Here is a 12,444-nt window from a genome sequence, read left to right as displayed (position 1 = left end):
TCATGCCGGAATTACCGGAAGTAGAAACGATTAAACGAACGTTAAACGAGCTTATCGTCGATAAACATATAGATCATGTGACTGTGAATCTGCCGCGCATCATTCAGCGGCCTGATGATATACATGCTTTTGCTATGGAACTGGCTGATCATCGGATTACAGGAGTGGAGAGACGTGGGAAGTTTTTGCGGATTCTGCTGGACGGGCTGGTACTCGTTTCCCATCTCAGAATGGAAGGGCGATACGGCCTGTATTCGCAAAATGATCCTGTGGAAAAGCATACTCACGTTATCTTTCATTTTACGGATGGTACGGAATTACGCTATCAGGATGTTCGCCAATTTGGCACGATGCATTTATTTACGGAAGGGCAGGATTTACTGGAGAAACCGCTGAACAAGCTCGGTTTGGAGCCTATGGACGAGTCCTTTACACCGGAGGCACTTCGCGCAGCTGTGGGGACCCGTTCGACTTCGATCAAGGCGGCGCTGTTAAATCAGTCATATGTCGTGGGCATCGGGAATATTTATGTGGATGAGTCGTTGTTTAAGGCGGGTATACATCCGGCACAGCCGGCCAAAAGTTTGGATGATAACCAGTTTCGTGTGCTGCACGAAGCTATTATCTCCACACTGAGCGCGTCGATTTTGGTCGGAGGCTCGTCCATCAAATCATTCGTCAACGGACAGGGTGAATCGGGCGACTTCCAGCATCAATTGCAAATCTACGGACGCAGCGTTAAGCCTTGTGTTAACTGTGGTACATTGATCGAAAAATCCGTCGTAGCCGGACGTGGTACACATCATTGTCCGGTCTGCCAGCCTCTGCGCTAAGCAGGTACAGTCACCCAAAGCCCATACCTCTCATATATTGATTCCAAGTACCAATACTGCGAAGGGTTCCGGCTGCTTTAAGGCCCTGCCCTCGCAATGGGAGGGAATTGGAGTGGCTAATCATTGGGGAGCCCTGCTGCTGTTGGCATTTGCACTAAGTCTGGACAGTTTTGGAGTCGGTGTTACGTATGGGCTGCGCAAAATGAAAATTCCACTGCTATCCATTGTCATCATTTCAGTATGTTCAGGTTTGGTCATTGGCATATCCATGCAGCTAGGCGCATTGTTGTCCCAGGTTCTGTCTCCTGTATATACGACCGTTTTTGGCGCTGTTATCCTGATTGGAATTGGCTGCTACTCTTTGTATCAATCCTTGCATCGCAAGGAGGATCTGATTGATGAGCCCGATCCTGAGAACAGTAATGTTCTGGCAGGGGAGAAATCTGAAGAAGTACAAGAGGAACGGACCGTATTTTCGTTGGAATTCCGCAAATGGGGTCTTGTTATTCGGATTCTCCGAAGTCCGTCTGCTGCGGATATGGACCGTTCGGGCAGTATCTCCGCTATGGAGGCGGTTTGGTTAGGTATCGCTTTATCGGTTGATGCGTTCGGTGCAGGATTGGGAGCAGCTATGCTGGGCTTCCAGCCACTTGCTACCGCGCTGGCTATTGCGTTATTCAGCGGAACATTTTTGATTGCGGGTATGAAAGCAGGTTTCTGTCTGTCGGCATTTCGATTTATGAAGGCGCTGGGTGTGTTACCGGCATTATTACTGATTATGATGGGCATATTGAAGCTGTTATGAGGTGAAAGAGCATGAATATCGGATTAACCGGAGGTATTGCTACCGGTAAAAGCACCGTGTCGGCTCTACTGGTCGCCAAGGGTGCGCTGCTGATCGACGCAGATGCCATTGCCCGGGAAGTGATGCTTCCGGGGCATCCGGTGCTGGCGGCGGTCATACAGCATTTTGGACAAGCTGTGATGAACAGTGACGGAACTCTGCACCGCAAAAAGCTGGGCGAGATTGTATTTGGGGACCCTGTCCAGCGGCAGGCGCTTAATGATATTACACATCCCGCGATTCGTGAGGAAATGCGCACGCGCATGGAATCTTACGAGCGCGAACATCCGGACAAGCTCGTTCTGGCAGATATCCCGCTACTGTATGAGTCCGGATTAGAGGGCTTGTACGATAAAATTATGGTGGTATACGTACCACGGGATGTGCAGCTCCAGCGTCTGATACTCAGAGACGGATTGACCGAGGAACAAGCAGGACTTCGGTTGTCTTCGCAAATGGATATTGAACACAAAAGAAGCCTGGCCGATATCGTCATCGACAATAGCGGAACACAGGCCGAAACAAAACAGCAAATTGATCAATTCTGGCAGCGAAAGGGACTTGCATGAATATTTTGCGCAAAAAAAGAGTCCTGCTGACTTTGTTTGTCGGGTTTGTCTTGATTCTGTTTTTTAATTCAAACTGGATGTCGTGGTTCTATCCGATTCAATATAAGGATGAGATTCGGCAATATTCGCAGACGTATGAAGTGGACCCGTTTTTGGTGGCGTCCATTATCCGTGTTGAGACGAACTTTAAGACCAGCAAGCAGTCGCACAAGGGTGCACTGGGACTCATGCAAATCATGCCCGATACTGCGAATTGGATTATGGATAGCGCTCAAATCCAAAAGGTTCCGCTGGATAGCGTCAAGCACGAGCCGGGCACCAATATTGAACTTGGAACCTGGTATGTGCATAACCTGTCGGTGAAATTTAAGGATAATCCGGTAGCTACCGTTGCGGCTTACAACGCAGGCCCCGGTAAAGTGCAGGAGTGGCTCGACAAGGGCGTATGGGATGGGAAAGAAGAATCCATCAAGCAAATCCCTTTTGGCGAGACGCGACATTATGTACAACGGGTTATTTACTACTACAGACAATACACGAAAATTTATAATCAGTTTTAACGGATGGCGAGGTTGTGTGTAAATATGTACATGACACAATGAGCCTGATGGCATTAAAATGAAAAAAAGCGCAGGACAGGCTGTTTTTAGCAGCCCATCCGTACACTTTTTCTTGTTATTTTTGCATTATTACCGCGATTATTGGTATTGACCTGCCAATTGTTGTTCGGCGATCGTTACGAGGCGTTTTGTGATGTAGCCCCCGATCGAACCGTTCTCATAGGAAGTCATGTTACCTTGGTATCCATCTTGAGGAATGCTGATACCCAGCTCTTGAGCGATTTCAAATTTCATTTGCTCCAGAGCGCCGGTGGATCTGCTGACTACCAGGTTGTTGGAGTTGCCATTGTTTCCTTGTGCCATTGTTGTTCACCTCCTCGCGACTTGGTAAACATATTATGAACCGTTTTGACAAAATTATTACGAAAAAAGTATAGAGAATTTATTGGAAAAAGGAAGTGATGAATTTATGAAATGCCCGTACTGTGCCTACAATGGAACAAAGGTACTGGACTCGCGGCCTGCGAATGACAACAAGTCCATCCGTCGCCGTCGCGAATGCGAGCAATGTGCTAGGCGTTTTACCACCTTTGAAATGGTGGAGGAGACTCCGCTCATGGTCATTAAAAAGGATGGCAGTCGTGAAGAGTTCAGCCGTGATAAAATGCTGCGTGGTCTCATTCGGGCCTGCGAGAAGCGTCCCGTATCCGTAGAGCAACTGGACATGATCGTATCTCAGGTGGAAAACGCCATTCGTAACACAGCCGCTACAGAGGTGGACAGCCAGCAGATCGGCGAGCTGGTCATGGAACAGCTCTATCCTGTTGATGAAGTGGCCTATGTACGCTTTGCGTCCGTCTATCGGCAGTTTAAAGACATCAACATGTTTATGAAAGAACTGAAAACACTGTTATCCAAAGATACAGCCAGCGACTGATCGCTGACTGTGTCTTGGTTTATGGTGTGAAAGTTATATTTTTTTATAAAAGTATTGACACAGGGGTGAAAATTTTATATGATATAGGAGTCGCTTCAAACAGATGTTGAAATTACATAAAACGGGGCCTTAGCTCAGCTGGGAGAGCGCATCGCTGGCAGCGATGAGGTCAGGGGTTCGATCCCCCTAGGCTCCACCAAATTTTAATATGGACTCTTAGCTCAGTTGGTAGAGCAGTTGACTCTTAATCAATTGGTCCAGGGTTCGAGTCCCTGAGAGTCCATCCTTTAGAAAAACGGCAGAGATGCCGTTTTTTTGTTTTGAATTCAGCTCTGCTTTCCCTTGTGATCACACGTTTGGTCACAGAAGGCCCTACTTTCTTAATAAAAAACAAACGCCATGTTCTCTTGAATGAGGGCACGGCGTTTGTTTTAGTTTACCCCATGCTTTTTAAAAGGCGGTCAAATTAACCTCTACAGTACATTTGAATTGGCTTGAGGAATTTTCCGTAGCCCATTCAAGAGCAGAAGCCTCGTCATGCAGAAATTTTTGTCGTTCTTCGTACAGACGCCGCGCATCCCCATCTTGGCTTAGAAACTCCAGTGTATCCATCGCCTTCTTCAATGTGGGTTCATTCACCTTAAGCACCTCCCAATTTGCCTTATAAGAAGATAGGCTTCCTTCTTGAAGCTAAACATCACATTCCTTAACACTCATGATCAATGGACCTGTTACTTGTGATCAAATCCGTTAAAGTCTCTGAGCATTCCGATAAAATTTTTAAGTTGTTCATCGTCCCATCTTGAAATGTGTTCGTAAAATACAAATTCTTTCTCTTTTAGAGCATCAATCGTCTTTTGTTGTCCAAGCTCAGTGAGGGATAGAAGTATTCCTCGACGATCATCAGGGGAGGTTTCCCTTTTCACATAACTCAAAAGCTCAAGTTGTTTGACGAGACGGCTAACCGAACTGCGATCCATAGCTGTCGATTCCGCCAGCATAGTGGCGCTTGTTGGGCCATATGAGTACAGCCAACGGATAATATGGAAACCCGCAGGTTGTATTGAAGGATCGAAACGTGCTGCAGTTTTGACATTTAGCGCATGTGAGGCGCTTATGAGGGCATTGATTTGCTCGCCGAGTTCCAGTTCCAGTTGTCCTCTTGGCGTATTTTTGTGTCGATCATCATTCATCCTATTTCACCTAACCTTAATTGATAAATTAAATAATTCAAGTCAATTACTTGACATATATCAACCAAAATAATATAGTTAATTTATATCAAGTATATGGCTGCGTCAGCTGCATGTCAAAACTTGAGACGGGTCTAACGGAGTAAAGCAATGAACGGCCAATTACATTGACTATTCAGCACAAAGGAGAATCACCATGATGGCTAATCCGATTGTTGTAATAACTGGCGGAACGAGTGGTCTGGGGCAACTCGTTGCGATTGAATTGGCTAAACGTGGTACTCATCTTGTCATGACAGCCAGGAGCAAGGATCGCGCTGAAGCTACTAAAAAAATTATAAAAGATATGGTGCCCTCAACAAAAGTAGACTTTTTTTTCGGGGATCTATCCTTAATGAAAGATGTCAGACGTATGGGGAACGAGATTTCAACTGCATACCCCAAAATAGATGTGCTTTTGAATAATGCAGGACTGCATGCATTCGAACAACGGGTAACCTCCGAGGGATTTGCAGAAATGATAGCTGTGAATTATTTAGCACCGTGGTTATTGACGCACACCTTACAGTATTCCTTGAAAAATGCAGGAAGCGCCAGAATTGTAAATGTTGCTTCTGAGGCTTCACGCAATCATGGCGAGCTTAAGCTCCCTGAGGATTTGACCAATATAGCTCCTTTTACTTCTAGAGGCTCATCTGCAATATATGGGAGAACCAAGCTGTATAACATTATGTTTACTGGTGAACTGGCACGTCAATGGACTGGAACGGGGATCAGTGTTAACGCTCTGAATCCAGGGTTTAATGTTACAGGTCTCGGACGTGAGCTCTGGTTTGCATCAATGCTTGAGCGTTTTTTGAATTTTTTTCATATTGGTGATCCACGCAGAGGAGCTGATATTATGACTCGTTTAATTGTGGATCCACAGTACCAGGCAGTTACAGGAGGGTATTTTAATGTCGGAACCGGACATTCAATTGTACCTGTAGACCCCGGTGGAGATATTGCTATGCAAAATAAACTGTGGAATTGTACGAAAGAATTACTACAACAAAGAAGTCTTCTTAACAATATGACCTGATTTTATGGATTACAGCGGTAAACTGAGGACTGTGAGCAGTTGACTCTTAATCAATTGGTACAGGGTTCGAGTCTCTATGTAATACCGAGGGTCCTGAAAAATAAAGAAGCGCAACACCATCGCAAAAAGGCACCCTGAACTCGTTAAAGAGTGGACTGCTTTCATGTAACTTTCGTCGTTGTTTCATGGTTGTTCTTATTTTAGAATAGATATGTTAATATCTAACATTTTAATGGATTCAGTGAACGAACCTGATCCTCAAGGGGGGAAAGCGGTGTACCGTATAATTGATTTGTACTCAACATGCTCCATGCAAAGCCTGCGGAATAAACGAGGCGAAGCTTGGTATGGAGCGAATAAATTTCGCCTGCATTGATTAGTTGTTTACAGACGCAGGCTTTGCCCCCTTAAAATATCAAATCTATTTTAAGGAGCGAGCGTAAAAGAAGTATGGCAAAAAAGAATTATAATAGATTGAACTTATAAAATTGAGAACCGCTTTTTTGGTCAATTAATTGTTCTTTATTTGCGTTAAGTGGGTTTATAAAAGTCAAATGCTCAGCATCGTAGCTGAGCATTTTTGTTTGCTTCTTAAGCATTTTCCTTTGAATCTCCATCGGGAATATGTTCAATAACATCTGTTAAAATGCATTCAAATTTGTTGCAGATATCGTCAATAATTTTCATTGAAATATATTCGTTTCGCCACATTTTAGCTGCTGTAGATGAAGATATACCCATGGCTTCGATAAAATCCATTTTACTCATATTCTTCTCAACCAAAAGTTTCTTCAGGGGTTTAAAGCTCCATAAATTATAATTGTCGGCTTGAGGAGAAGTGTTCTGGATCATCCCAATATTCTTCCACTGAAAAAAGAAGGGAAATTTGAGCAATTTGAATTGTGGGATCCGCTCATTTTGAAAGTGAACTGGGCGAAGTATATCTGGATGTAGACCCGGAATATACACTCCTTTATCCAGATATGATTAAATACGCGGAAGAAGATATATTTGAAATAAAAGAAGATGGTCGAAAGTGTATAGAGCTTCTATAGTGATTGAAAATGCGGACGGAACTCCGGTATTTGCAGAGTTCTGGTATGATGTTCTTAATAGAACGGCATGTGTAGGACTAGTATGTGTAGATCCGGATTATCGCGCAAGGGACATGCAACTGTTGCATTTACAGAAGGACTGTGGGGATGCAGACAGGTACAGAAAATGTATATGTTGTCTCGGATGTCTCTGGACTGAAAGACGTTCCTCAATATTTTATAATGGAGGCTTTGCTTGTGGATAACGTTTTCTCGGAGTGGGCAGAGTCCCATTTTCCTTTATATACTGCTGACAGCATCCATTCGCTGTACAGCACCTCGAATTTTCCGATGTATAAGATTCATGAGAGTGTAACCGTGCTGATTGCGATTGCCAGCGGCAAAGGTATTCTCAGGATTAATGATCAAATATACGAGCTCATGGAAGGGAGCGTCATACTTCTCCCGGCGCATAGCCATGCGGCTTTAATTACGAATCTCCAGCAACCACTTCATGCGTATAAACTTTTAATCCGTACGCGAGAGCAGGTGAGTCCTCTGCCCGCAGGTGTCATGATGCGGAAAAGCGAGGTGGCCTCCAATGCCAATATTCAGTTTTTCTCTTATGAGCCTGCGATTGTAGCCCATGCGGAGGAATTATATATTCATCGTTTACCAGCTAGTGAGGCCCGTCATGTGGAGAATCAAATTATATTTCACCAAGTCATTCTCCAACTGTTAAAAAAGCAGGAATCCCAGTATGCTGCCAGTGAGCAGCCGTCCATAGAACACAGTATTACTTATTTGGAAAACCACTATAGCGAAAAAATAACACGTGAGCAGTTGGCCGCAATTGCAGGCGTAAGCCGATCTCACTATTCTATTCAATTTAAGCAGCTTACCGGTTTTTCTCCGAACGAATACTTGTCGCGGCTGCGCGTTCACCGAGCCAAAGAGTTATTAATTAGCGGATCAGGCACGCTTCGGGAAATTGCGTTGAAAGTAGGTTACAAGGATGAATTTTATTTGAGTCGTCGTTTCAAGCAGTATACAGGAGCGTCCCCTTCAAGCTACAATCGCGGATCTTTCCAGCGTGTGGCTGTATTGCTTATACCTTACGCCAGCCATCTGTTGCTGCTTGGATTGGAACCTGCGGTCACCATTTCGGAAAGCAGCGAATATGTGAAGATGAATGGTCTGGAGCCTCCGCAAACGATGAAGTTTATAAGTACGAATTGCTCTGCTGAACAGGTAAACTCGGTATTGCTTGATACCAACATCGAGTTGATCATTGCGGCCAAACAGCATTTGCACCAATATGGGCTGAATCCTGACCATTTGCGAGTTGTAGCGCCTATCGTGGAAATTTCATGGATGGAAATGGGTTGGAAAGAGCATCTGCGTCGTATCGCACATGCTATTCAGAGGAGCGATCGGGCAGAGCAGTGGTTGACTGCTTTTGAAAAGGAGGAGCAGACCGCCCGTTCACTGGTGCAGCAATGCGCAGTCGCTAATGAAATCATAACGATTTTGGTGATTAAGCCGGATGAGCTACTCGTTTACGGAGCGAGAAATGTCGGATATATTATCTATCAATCGCTTGGACTACGGCCTCCTGAATTGATCGGGCAGGAGATGAAGAAGCTAGGGGATCAATTTCACTCCATTCCCATTGAGCTATCCGAACTCGCAGATTATGCAGGGTCGCAATTATTGGTTGCTGTGTTTCCGGATGAAAAGGGTTCTACTGCACATAGTGAAATGGTATTTAATTCGTCTTATTGGAACAGCCTTCCCGCTGTACAGCGGAATAATGTACATCTGCTTGACCTTGATGAATGGTTGCCTTACAATCCGGTTTCTATTCGTTTACAGCTTCAACGAGCGGTAGCTTTATTTACAAGTAACCAATAGTCCAAGTCATTTTCCAAACAAAAAGGCATGGTTCGGCGCATAGCGGTTCCATATAATTAGTTCATACAAATGAGAATGAATTTCATAATCAATGAAAAGGGTACTAAGTTCAAGATTAGTATCTTATCTACGATATGATGATTCATTGAACATAGCGTTTTGAAAGGGAGAGAGTTATTTTATGAGAAAGCTTTTTATTCCGCTGGTACTTTTACTTGTGGTTGTATTGAGTGCTTGTGGCGGAAATCAGGCGAACAATGCCGAGAATGGTAAAAGTTCGTCCTCTGAGGCTACTTCGGACTCGAAATCGAAATCTACCACATTTGTCTATCAATCCGAGAATGGCCCCGTGGAGGTTCCGAGCCATCCGCAGCGCGTCGTTGTGCTTACCAGATTCTTAACGGGTAACGTTATGGCGCTCGGTGTGCCTCTGGTCGGCGTGGACGAAATGTCCAAAACCAATCCGAATTTTGAAGAGAAGCTGAAAGGCGCCGAGGCGGTGACGGACGAAAGTCTGGAGAAGATCATCGAGTTGAATCCGGATCTTATCATCGGGCTTTCAGATATTAAAAACGTCGATAAATTAAAGCAAATCGCTCCTACTGTCACTTATACATATGGCAAGGTGGATTTCTTAACCCAACAACGTGAAATCGGCAAATTGTTGAATAAAGAAAAAGAAGCACAAGCCTGGATCGATGATTTTTCAGCCCGTGCCCAAAAAGCCGGAAAAGAAATCAAGGCGAAGATCGGTGCCAACGCGACGGTTTCGGTCATCGAGACATTCAATAAGCAGCTCTATGTCTATGGCGATAACTTTGGCCGTGGAACAGAAATTCTCTATCAGGAGTTCGGACTCGCCATGCCGAAGAAAGTCAAGGAGGCGACCCAGAAAGAAGGTTATTTTGCCTTATCGTCTGAGGTTATGAAAGATTACTTGGGTGACTATGTCATTTTCAGTAAAAACGCGGATGAGGACAATTCGTTCCAGAATACTGAAACGTACAAGAATATTCCCGCGGCCAAGAACCAACATGTCTTCGAGGCTAACGCGAAGGCGTTCTACTTTAACGATCCACTGAGCATGGAATACCAATTGAAATTTTTCATTCAACACTTTCTTGGTCAGTAAGGGTTGATCCCTATTTCGAGACCGCAACGCTTAGGGTCGTCTACGATTGAAGTCATGGCAACGATTCGTCTTTCGTTGTGAATTATTTTTATTCGATGCGAAGGAACTGGTTACTTAACAGTTTCTTCGCATATTTCATTAAAGAAGAGATGAGAGTCCGATGAAGATTAAACAACATGCTTTTCCCTTTGCATATAAGCTTCTTGGCAGCGTACTGGCGCTCATTTTGTGTTTCATTATTTCAATGGTATTTGGTGCAGCGGAAACAACGCTCCACGATCTATGGCTTGCTCTCACCTCGGGTACCAAGGATGACAAAATTCTTATCCTGCGCGAGATTCGGCTGCCCCGCGAGCTGGCTGCGATGCTGGTCGGCGCCGCTTTTGCCGTATCCGGCGCGATTATGCAGGGAGTTACCCGCAATCCATTGGCCGATCCGGGCTTGCTAGGCCTGACTTCCGGCGCTAATATGGCGCTCGCGTTGGCTTTCGTATTCTTCCCGGGAATCAACTATTTCGGCATTATGGTGGCCTGCTTTCTCGGTGCTGCTCTGGGCGCAGTTTTGGTCATCGTCCTTGGCTCAATGCGCCGAGGCAACCTGTCTCCGATCCGAGTCGTGCTGGCGGGAGCGGCTGTATCCGCGTTTCTGTATGCCATCTCGGATGGCGTCAGCATCGCATTTAAGATTTCAAAGGATGTATCCATGTGGACCGCCGGGGGTCTGATCGGAACAACGTGGGGACAAATACAGGCCATTGCGCCAGTCATCCTTCTCGGCATTATGGTAGCTCTGATGCTTTCCAACCAACTGAGTATTCTCAGCCTGAGTGACGAAGTGGCGGCAGGATTGGGGCAAAATCTGGTATGGATCAAATCCATCCTGTTTGTTCTTGTCATTGTGATTACGGGCGCATCGGTTGCGCTTGTCGGAAACATGGCATTCGTGGGTCTAATGATTCCTCATATCGTCCGCAAGATGGTTGGCACCGATTATCGGTATATCCTGCCTTTTTCGACTTTTGCGGGAGCTACATTCATGCTGCTCGCAGATACGCTGGGTCGCACGATTAATGCACCTTACGAGACGCCAGTGGCAGCCATCGTGGCGATGCTAGGCTTGCCCTTCTTTCTGCTCGTCGTGCGTAGAGGAGGTAAAGCTTTCTTATGATCCTATCCGCTCTTGTTCGAAAACAACGCCTGATCCTGCTCGTCAGTTTAGGGCTAATCATTCTAACCGCTATAGCTGGCATGGCGTGGGGGTATTCCTCTTTATCGTTTGACAGGCTGATCCCTGTTTTGTTCGGTCAAGGTACCTTCAAGGAAGAATTTGTTCTGTTCTCCGTCCGGCTGCCAAGGATTTTTATTACGTTGCTATCGGGTATGGCGCTTGCGTTATCCGGCTCTATATTGCAAAGTATCACCCGTAACGACTTGGCCGACCCGGGAATCATCGGCATTAATTCTGGGGCAGGCGTAGCAATTGCGTGCTTCTTTCTGTACTTCCCGATCGATGTCGGATCGTTCATCTATGTTCTGCCGCTTGTCGCTTTTATTGGCGCATTGGTAACAGCAGCTTTGATCTATGTTTTCTCGTATAGCCGAACGAGCGGACTTGATCCCATCCGGCTGGTGTTGGTCGGGGTTGGTTTCTCCCTTGCGCTGTCGGGGATCATGATCGTAATCATCTCCTCGGCGGAACGCTCGAAGGTCGATTTTATCGCGAAATGGATTGCGGGCAATATATGGGGCACGGACTGGCCGTTCATTTGGGCGCTGCTTCCCTGGCTGATCCTGCTTATCCCTTTTACCTTGTACAAGTCGCAACGGCTCAATCTTCTTGCTTTGAGCGAGCCGTCGGCGATTGGCGTCGGTCTGAAGCTTGAACGGGAACGCCTCGTTCTCATTCTGACGGCGGTCGCTGCGGCTGCATCTGCGGTATCTGTCACGGGTGGTATCGCGTTTATCGGGTTGATGGCCCCGCACATGGCCAAGGCACTGGTCGGGCCACGCAATCAGTTGTTCATTCCCGTCGCCGTTTTACTCGGTGGATGGCTGCTGTTAACCGCGGACACGATCGGTCGCAATCTCACAGATCCCGACGGTATTCCAGCGGGCATCATGGTGTCGTTAATCGGTGTGCCTTATTTTGCTTATTTACTGCTTAGGAAGTAGCTCCAACGCGAAGTCGGGTAGGTTAATTCAGGTAGTCCAGAGCTAGAGAGCTAGAGTCCCGCATTATCAATCCTTAAAAAACGGCAGAGATGTCGTTTTTTATTAGTTTATAAGTTCTGATTTCGAAGTACTACCATGACTGCGATTTCCAAGATAGGATACGTTGTATCTATGA

At 45.8% G+C, this 12,444-nt stretch carries 14 protein-coding genes and 2 tRNA genes; 12 read left to right on the top strand and 4 right to left on the bottom strand.

Features of this window, described 5'->3' with window-relative positions; translation table 11 throughout:
- Positions 1-2 precede the first annotated feature (2 nt).
- The 4 genes from mutM to ACQ4MX_RS05340 all read left to right on the top strand — a co-directional run bounded on the left by mutM (position 3) and on the right by ACQ4MX_RS05340 (position 2,806).
- Positions 3-833 (top strand): DNA-formamidopyrimidine glycosylase, encoded by an 831-nt coding sequence (mutM, locus tag ACQ4MX_RS05355; RefSeq protein ID WP_134910412.1) that lies wholly within the window; start codon positions 3-5, stop codon positions 831-833.
- A gap of 112 nt (positions 834-945) precedes the next feature.
- Positions 946-1,638, top strand: coding sequence for a sporulation membrane protein YtaF (gene ytaF / locus ACQ4MX_RS05350; RefSeq protein ID WP_149095386.1), 693 nt, complete (start codon positions 946-948; stop codon positions 1,636-1,638).
- Between the two features lie 11 nt (positions 1,639-1,649).
- Positions 1,650-2,246 (top strand): dephospho-CoA kinase, encoded by a 597-nt coding sequence (coaE, locus tag ACQ4MX_RS05345; RefSeq protein ID WP_431089666.1) that lies wholly within the window; start codon positions 1,650-1,652, stop codon positions 2,244-2,246.
- Positions 2,243-2,806, top strand: a complete 564-nt coding sequence (locus tag ACQ4MX_RS05340; RefSeq protein WP_134910409.1) for a lytic transglycosylase domain-containing protein — start codon at positions 2,243-2,245, stop codon at positions 2,804-2,806. Before coaE ends, ACQ4MX_RS05340 begins: the two co-directional genes overlap by 4 nt.
- 138 nt (positions 2,807-2,944) lie before the next feature.
- On the opposite strand, the gene ACQ4MX_RS05335 is transcribed toward ACQ4MX_RS05340, so the two are convergent.
- A complete protein-coding gene (locus ACQ4MX_RS05335; protein WP_134910408.1) occupies positions 2,945-3,169 on the bottom strand; it encodes an alpha/beta-type small acid-soluble spore protein in 225 nt (74 codons plus the stop codon).
- Between the two features lie 106 nt (positions 3,170-3,275).
- On the opposite strand from ACQ4MX_RS05335, the gene nrdR reads away from it, so the two are divergent.
- The 3 genes from nrdR (at position 3,276) to ACQ4MX_RS05320 (ending at position 4,026) form a co-directional block, all read left to right on the top strand.
- Positions 3,276-3,743 carry a transcriptional regulator NrdR gene (gene nrdR / locus ACQ4MX_RS05330; RefSeq protein ID WP_013309614.1) on the top strand — a complete coding sequence of 156 codons (468 nt, stop codon included), beginning with the start codon at positions 3,276-3,278 and terminating at the stop codon, positions 3,741-3,743.
- A 123-nt stretch (positions 3,744-3,866) separates the two neighbouring features.
- Positions 3,867-3,942, top strand: a tRNA-Ala gene (locus ACQ4MX_RS05325).
- 11 nt (positions 3,943-3,953) lie between these two features.
- A tRNA-Lys gene (locus tag ACQ4MX_RS05320) sits at positions 3,954-4,026 on the top strand.
- A 167-nt stretch (positions 4,027-4,193) separates the two neighbouring features.
- Here the strand turns inward: ACQ4MX_RS05320 and ACQ4MX_RS05315 are convergent.
- Both ACQ4MX_RS05315 and ACQ4MX_RS05310 read right to left on the bottom strand, forming a co-directional pair.
- Positions 4,194-4,382, bottom strand: coding sequence for a hypothetical protein (locus ACQ4MX_RS05315; protein ID WP_431089665.1), 189 nt, complete (start codon positions 4,380-4,382; stop codon positions 4,194-4,196).
- Positions 4,383-4,474: 92 nt separating this feature from the next.
- Entirely contained in the window at positions 4,475-4,936 is a 462-nt protein-coding gene (locus ACQ4MX_RS05310; RefSeq protein WP_431089664.1) for a MarR family winged helix-turn-helix transcriptional regulator, read from the bottom strand.
- 196 nt (positions 4,937-5,132) lie between these two features.
- On the opposite strand from ACQ4MX_RS05310, the gene ACQ4MX_RS05305 reads away from it, so the two are divergent.
- On the top strand, positions 5,133-6,017 hold the full coding sequence (locus ACQ4MX_RS05305; protein WP_431089663.1) for an SDR family NAD(P)-dependent oxidoreductase: 885 nt from the start codon (positions 5,133-5,135) through the stop codon (positions 6,015-6,017).
- A gap of 591 nt (positions 6,018-6,608) precedes the next feature.
- Here ACQ4MX_RS05305 and ACQ4MX_RS05300 read toward each other — a convergent pair.
- The gene (locus tag ACQ4MX_RS05300; RefSeq protein ID WP_431089662.1) at positions 6,609-6,869 is read right to left on the bottom strand and encodes a helix-turn-helix domain-containing protein; all 261 of its coding nucleotides are present in this window, start codon (positions 6,867-6,869) and stop codon (positions 6,609-6,611) included.
- Between the two features lie 350 nt (positions 6,870-7,219).
- On the opposite strand from ACQ4MX_RS05300, the gene ACQ4MX_RS05295 reads away from it, so the two are divergent.
- From ACQ4MX_RS05295 to ACQ4MX_RS05280, 4 genes are all read left to right on the top strand, one after another.
- The gene (locus ACQ4MX_RS05295) at positions 7,220-8,965 is read left to right on the top strand and encodes an AraC family transcriptional regulator (RefSeq protein WP_431089661.1); all 1,746 of its coding nucleotides are present in this window, start codon (positions 7,220-7,222) and stop codon (positions 8,963-8,965) included.
- 181 nt (positions 8,966-9,146) lie between these two features.
- Positions 9,147-10,097 carry an iron-hydroxamate ABC transporter substrate-binding protein gene (locus ACQ4MX_RS05290; protein WP_431089660.1) on the top strand — a complete coding sequence of 317 codons (951 nt, stop codon included), beginning with the start codon at positions 9,147-9,149 and terminating at the stop codon, positions 10,095-10,097.
- Between the two features lie 160 nt (positions 10,098-10,257).
- Positions 10,258-11,265 carry a FecCD family ABC transporter permease gene (locus ACQ4MX_RS05285; RefSeq protein WP_431089659.1) on the top strand — a complete coding sequence of 336 codons (1,008 nt, stop codon included), beginning with the start codon at positions 10,258-10,260 and terminating at the stop codon, positions 11,263-11,265.
- Positions 11,262-12,269 (top strand): FecCD family ABC transporter permease, encoded by a 1,008-nt coding sequence (locus ACQ4MX_RS05280; RefSeq protein WP_431089658.1) that lies wholly within the window; start codon positions 11,262-11,264, stop codon positions 12,267-12,269. Before ACQ4MX_RS05285 ends, ACQ4MX_RS05280 begins: the two co-directional genes overlap by 4 nt.
- Positions 12,270-12,444 lie beyond the last annotated feature (175 nt).

It is taken from the genome of Paenibacillus sp. 8b26 (assembly GCF_050626875.1).
Taxonomy (GTDB): domain Bacteria; phylum Bacillota; class Bacilli; order Paenibacillales; family Paenibacillaceae; genus Paenibacillus.
This window is presented reverse-complemented; position numbering and strand designations above follow the sequence as displayed.

What these genes read in the sequence shown, in the direction of transcription:
- mutM (WP_134910412.1), top strand. Translation starts at nt 3, where the DNA reads ATGCCGGAATTACCGGAAGTAGAAACGATTAAACGAACGTTAAACGAG.
- coaE (WP_431089666.1), top strand. Translation starts at nt 1,650, where the DNA reads ATGAATATCGGATTAACCGGAGGTATTGCTACCGGTAAAAGCACCGTG.
- ACQ4MX_RS05340 (WP_134910409.1), top strand. Translation starts at nt 2,243, where the DNA reads ATGAATATTTTGCGCAAAAAAAGAGTCCTGCTGACTTTGTTTGTCGGG.
- ACQ4MX_RS05335 (WP_134910408.1), bottom strand. Translation starts at nt 3,169, where the DNA reads ATGGCACAAGGAAACAATGGCAACTCCAACAACCTGGTAGTCAGCAGA.
- nrdR (WP_013309614.1), top strand. Translation starts at nt 3,276, where the DNA reads ATGAAATGCCCGTACTGTGCCTACAATGGAACAAAGGTACTGGACTCG.
- ACQ4MX_RS05310 (WP_431089664.1), bottom strand. Translation starts at nt 4,936, where the DNA reads ATGAATGATGATCGACACAAAAATACGCCAAGAGGACAACTGGAACTG.
- ACQ4MX_RS05305 (WP_431089663.1), top strand. Translation starts at nt 5,133, where the DNA reads ATGATGGCTAATCCGATTGTTGTAATAACTGGCGGAACGAGTGGTCTG.
- ACQ4MX_RS05300 (WP_431089662.1), bottom strand. Translation starts at nt 6,869, where the DNA reads ATGATCCAGAACACTTCTCCTCAAGCCGACAATTATAATTTATGGAGC.
- ACQ4MX_RS05295 (WP_431089661.1), top strand. Translation starts at nt 7,220, where the DNA reads ATGCAGACAGGTACAGAAAATGTATATGTTGTCTCGGATGTCTCTGGA.
- ACQ4MX_RS05290 (WP_431089660.1), top strand. Translation starts at nt 9,147, where the DNA reads ATGAGAAAGCTTTTTATTCCGCTGGTACTTTTACTTGTGGTTGTATTG.
- ACQ4MX_RS05285 (WP_431089659.1), top strand. Translation starts at nt 10,258, where the DNA reads ATGAAGATTAAACAACATGCTTTTCCCTTTGCATATAAGCTTCTTGGC.
- ACQ4MX_RS05280 (WP_431089658.1), top strand. Translation starts at nt 11,262, where the DNA reads ATGATCCTATCCGCTCTTGTTCGAAAACAACGCCTGATCCTGCTCGTC.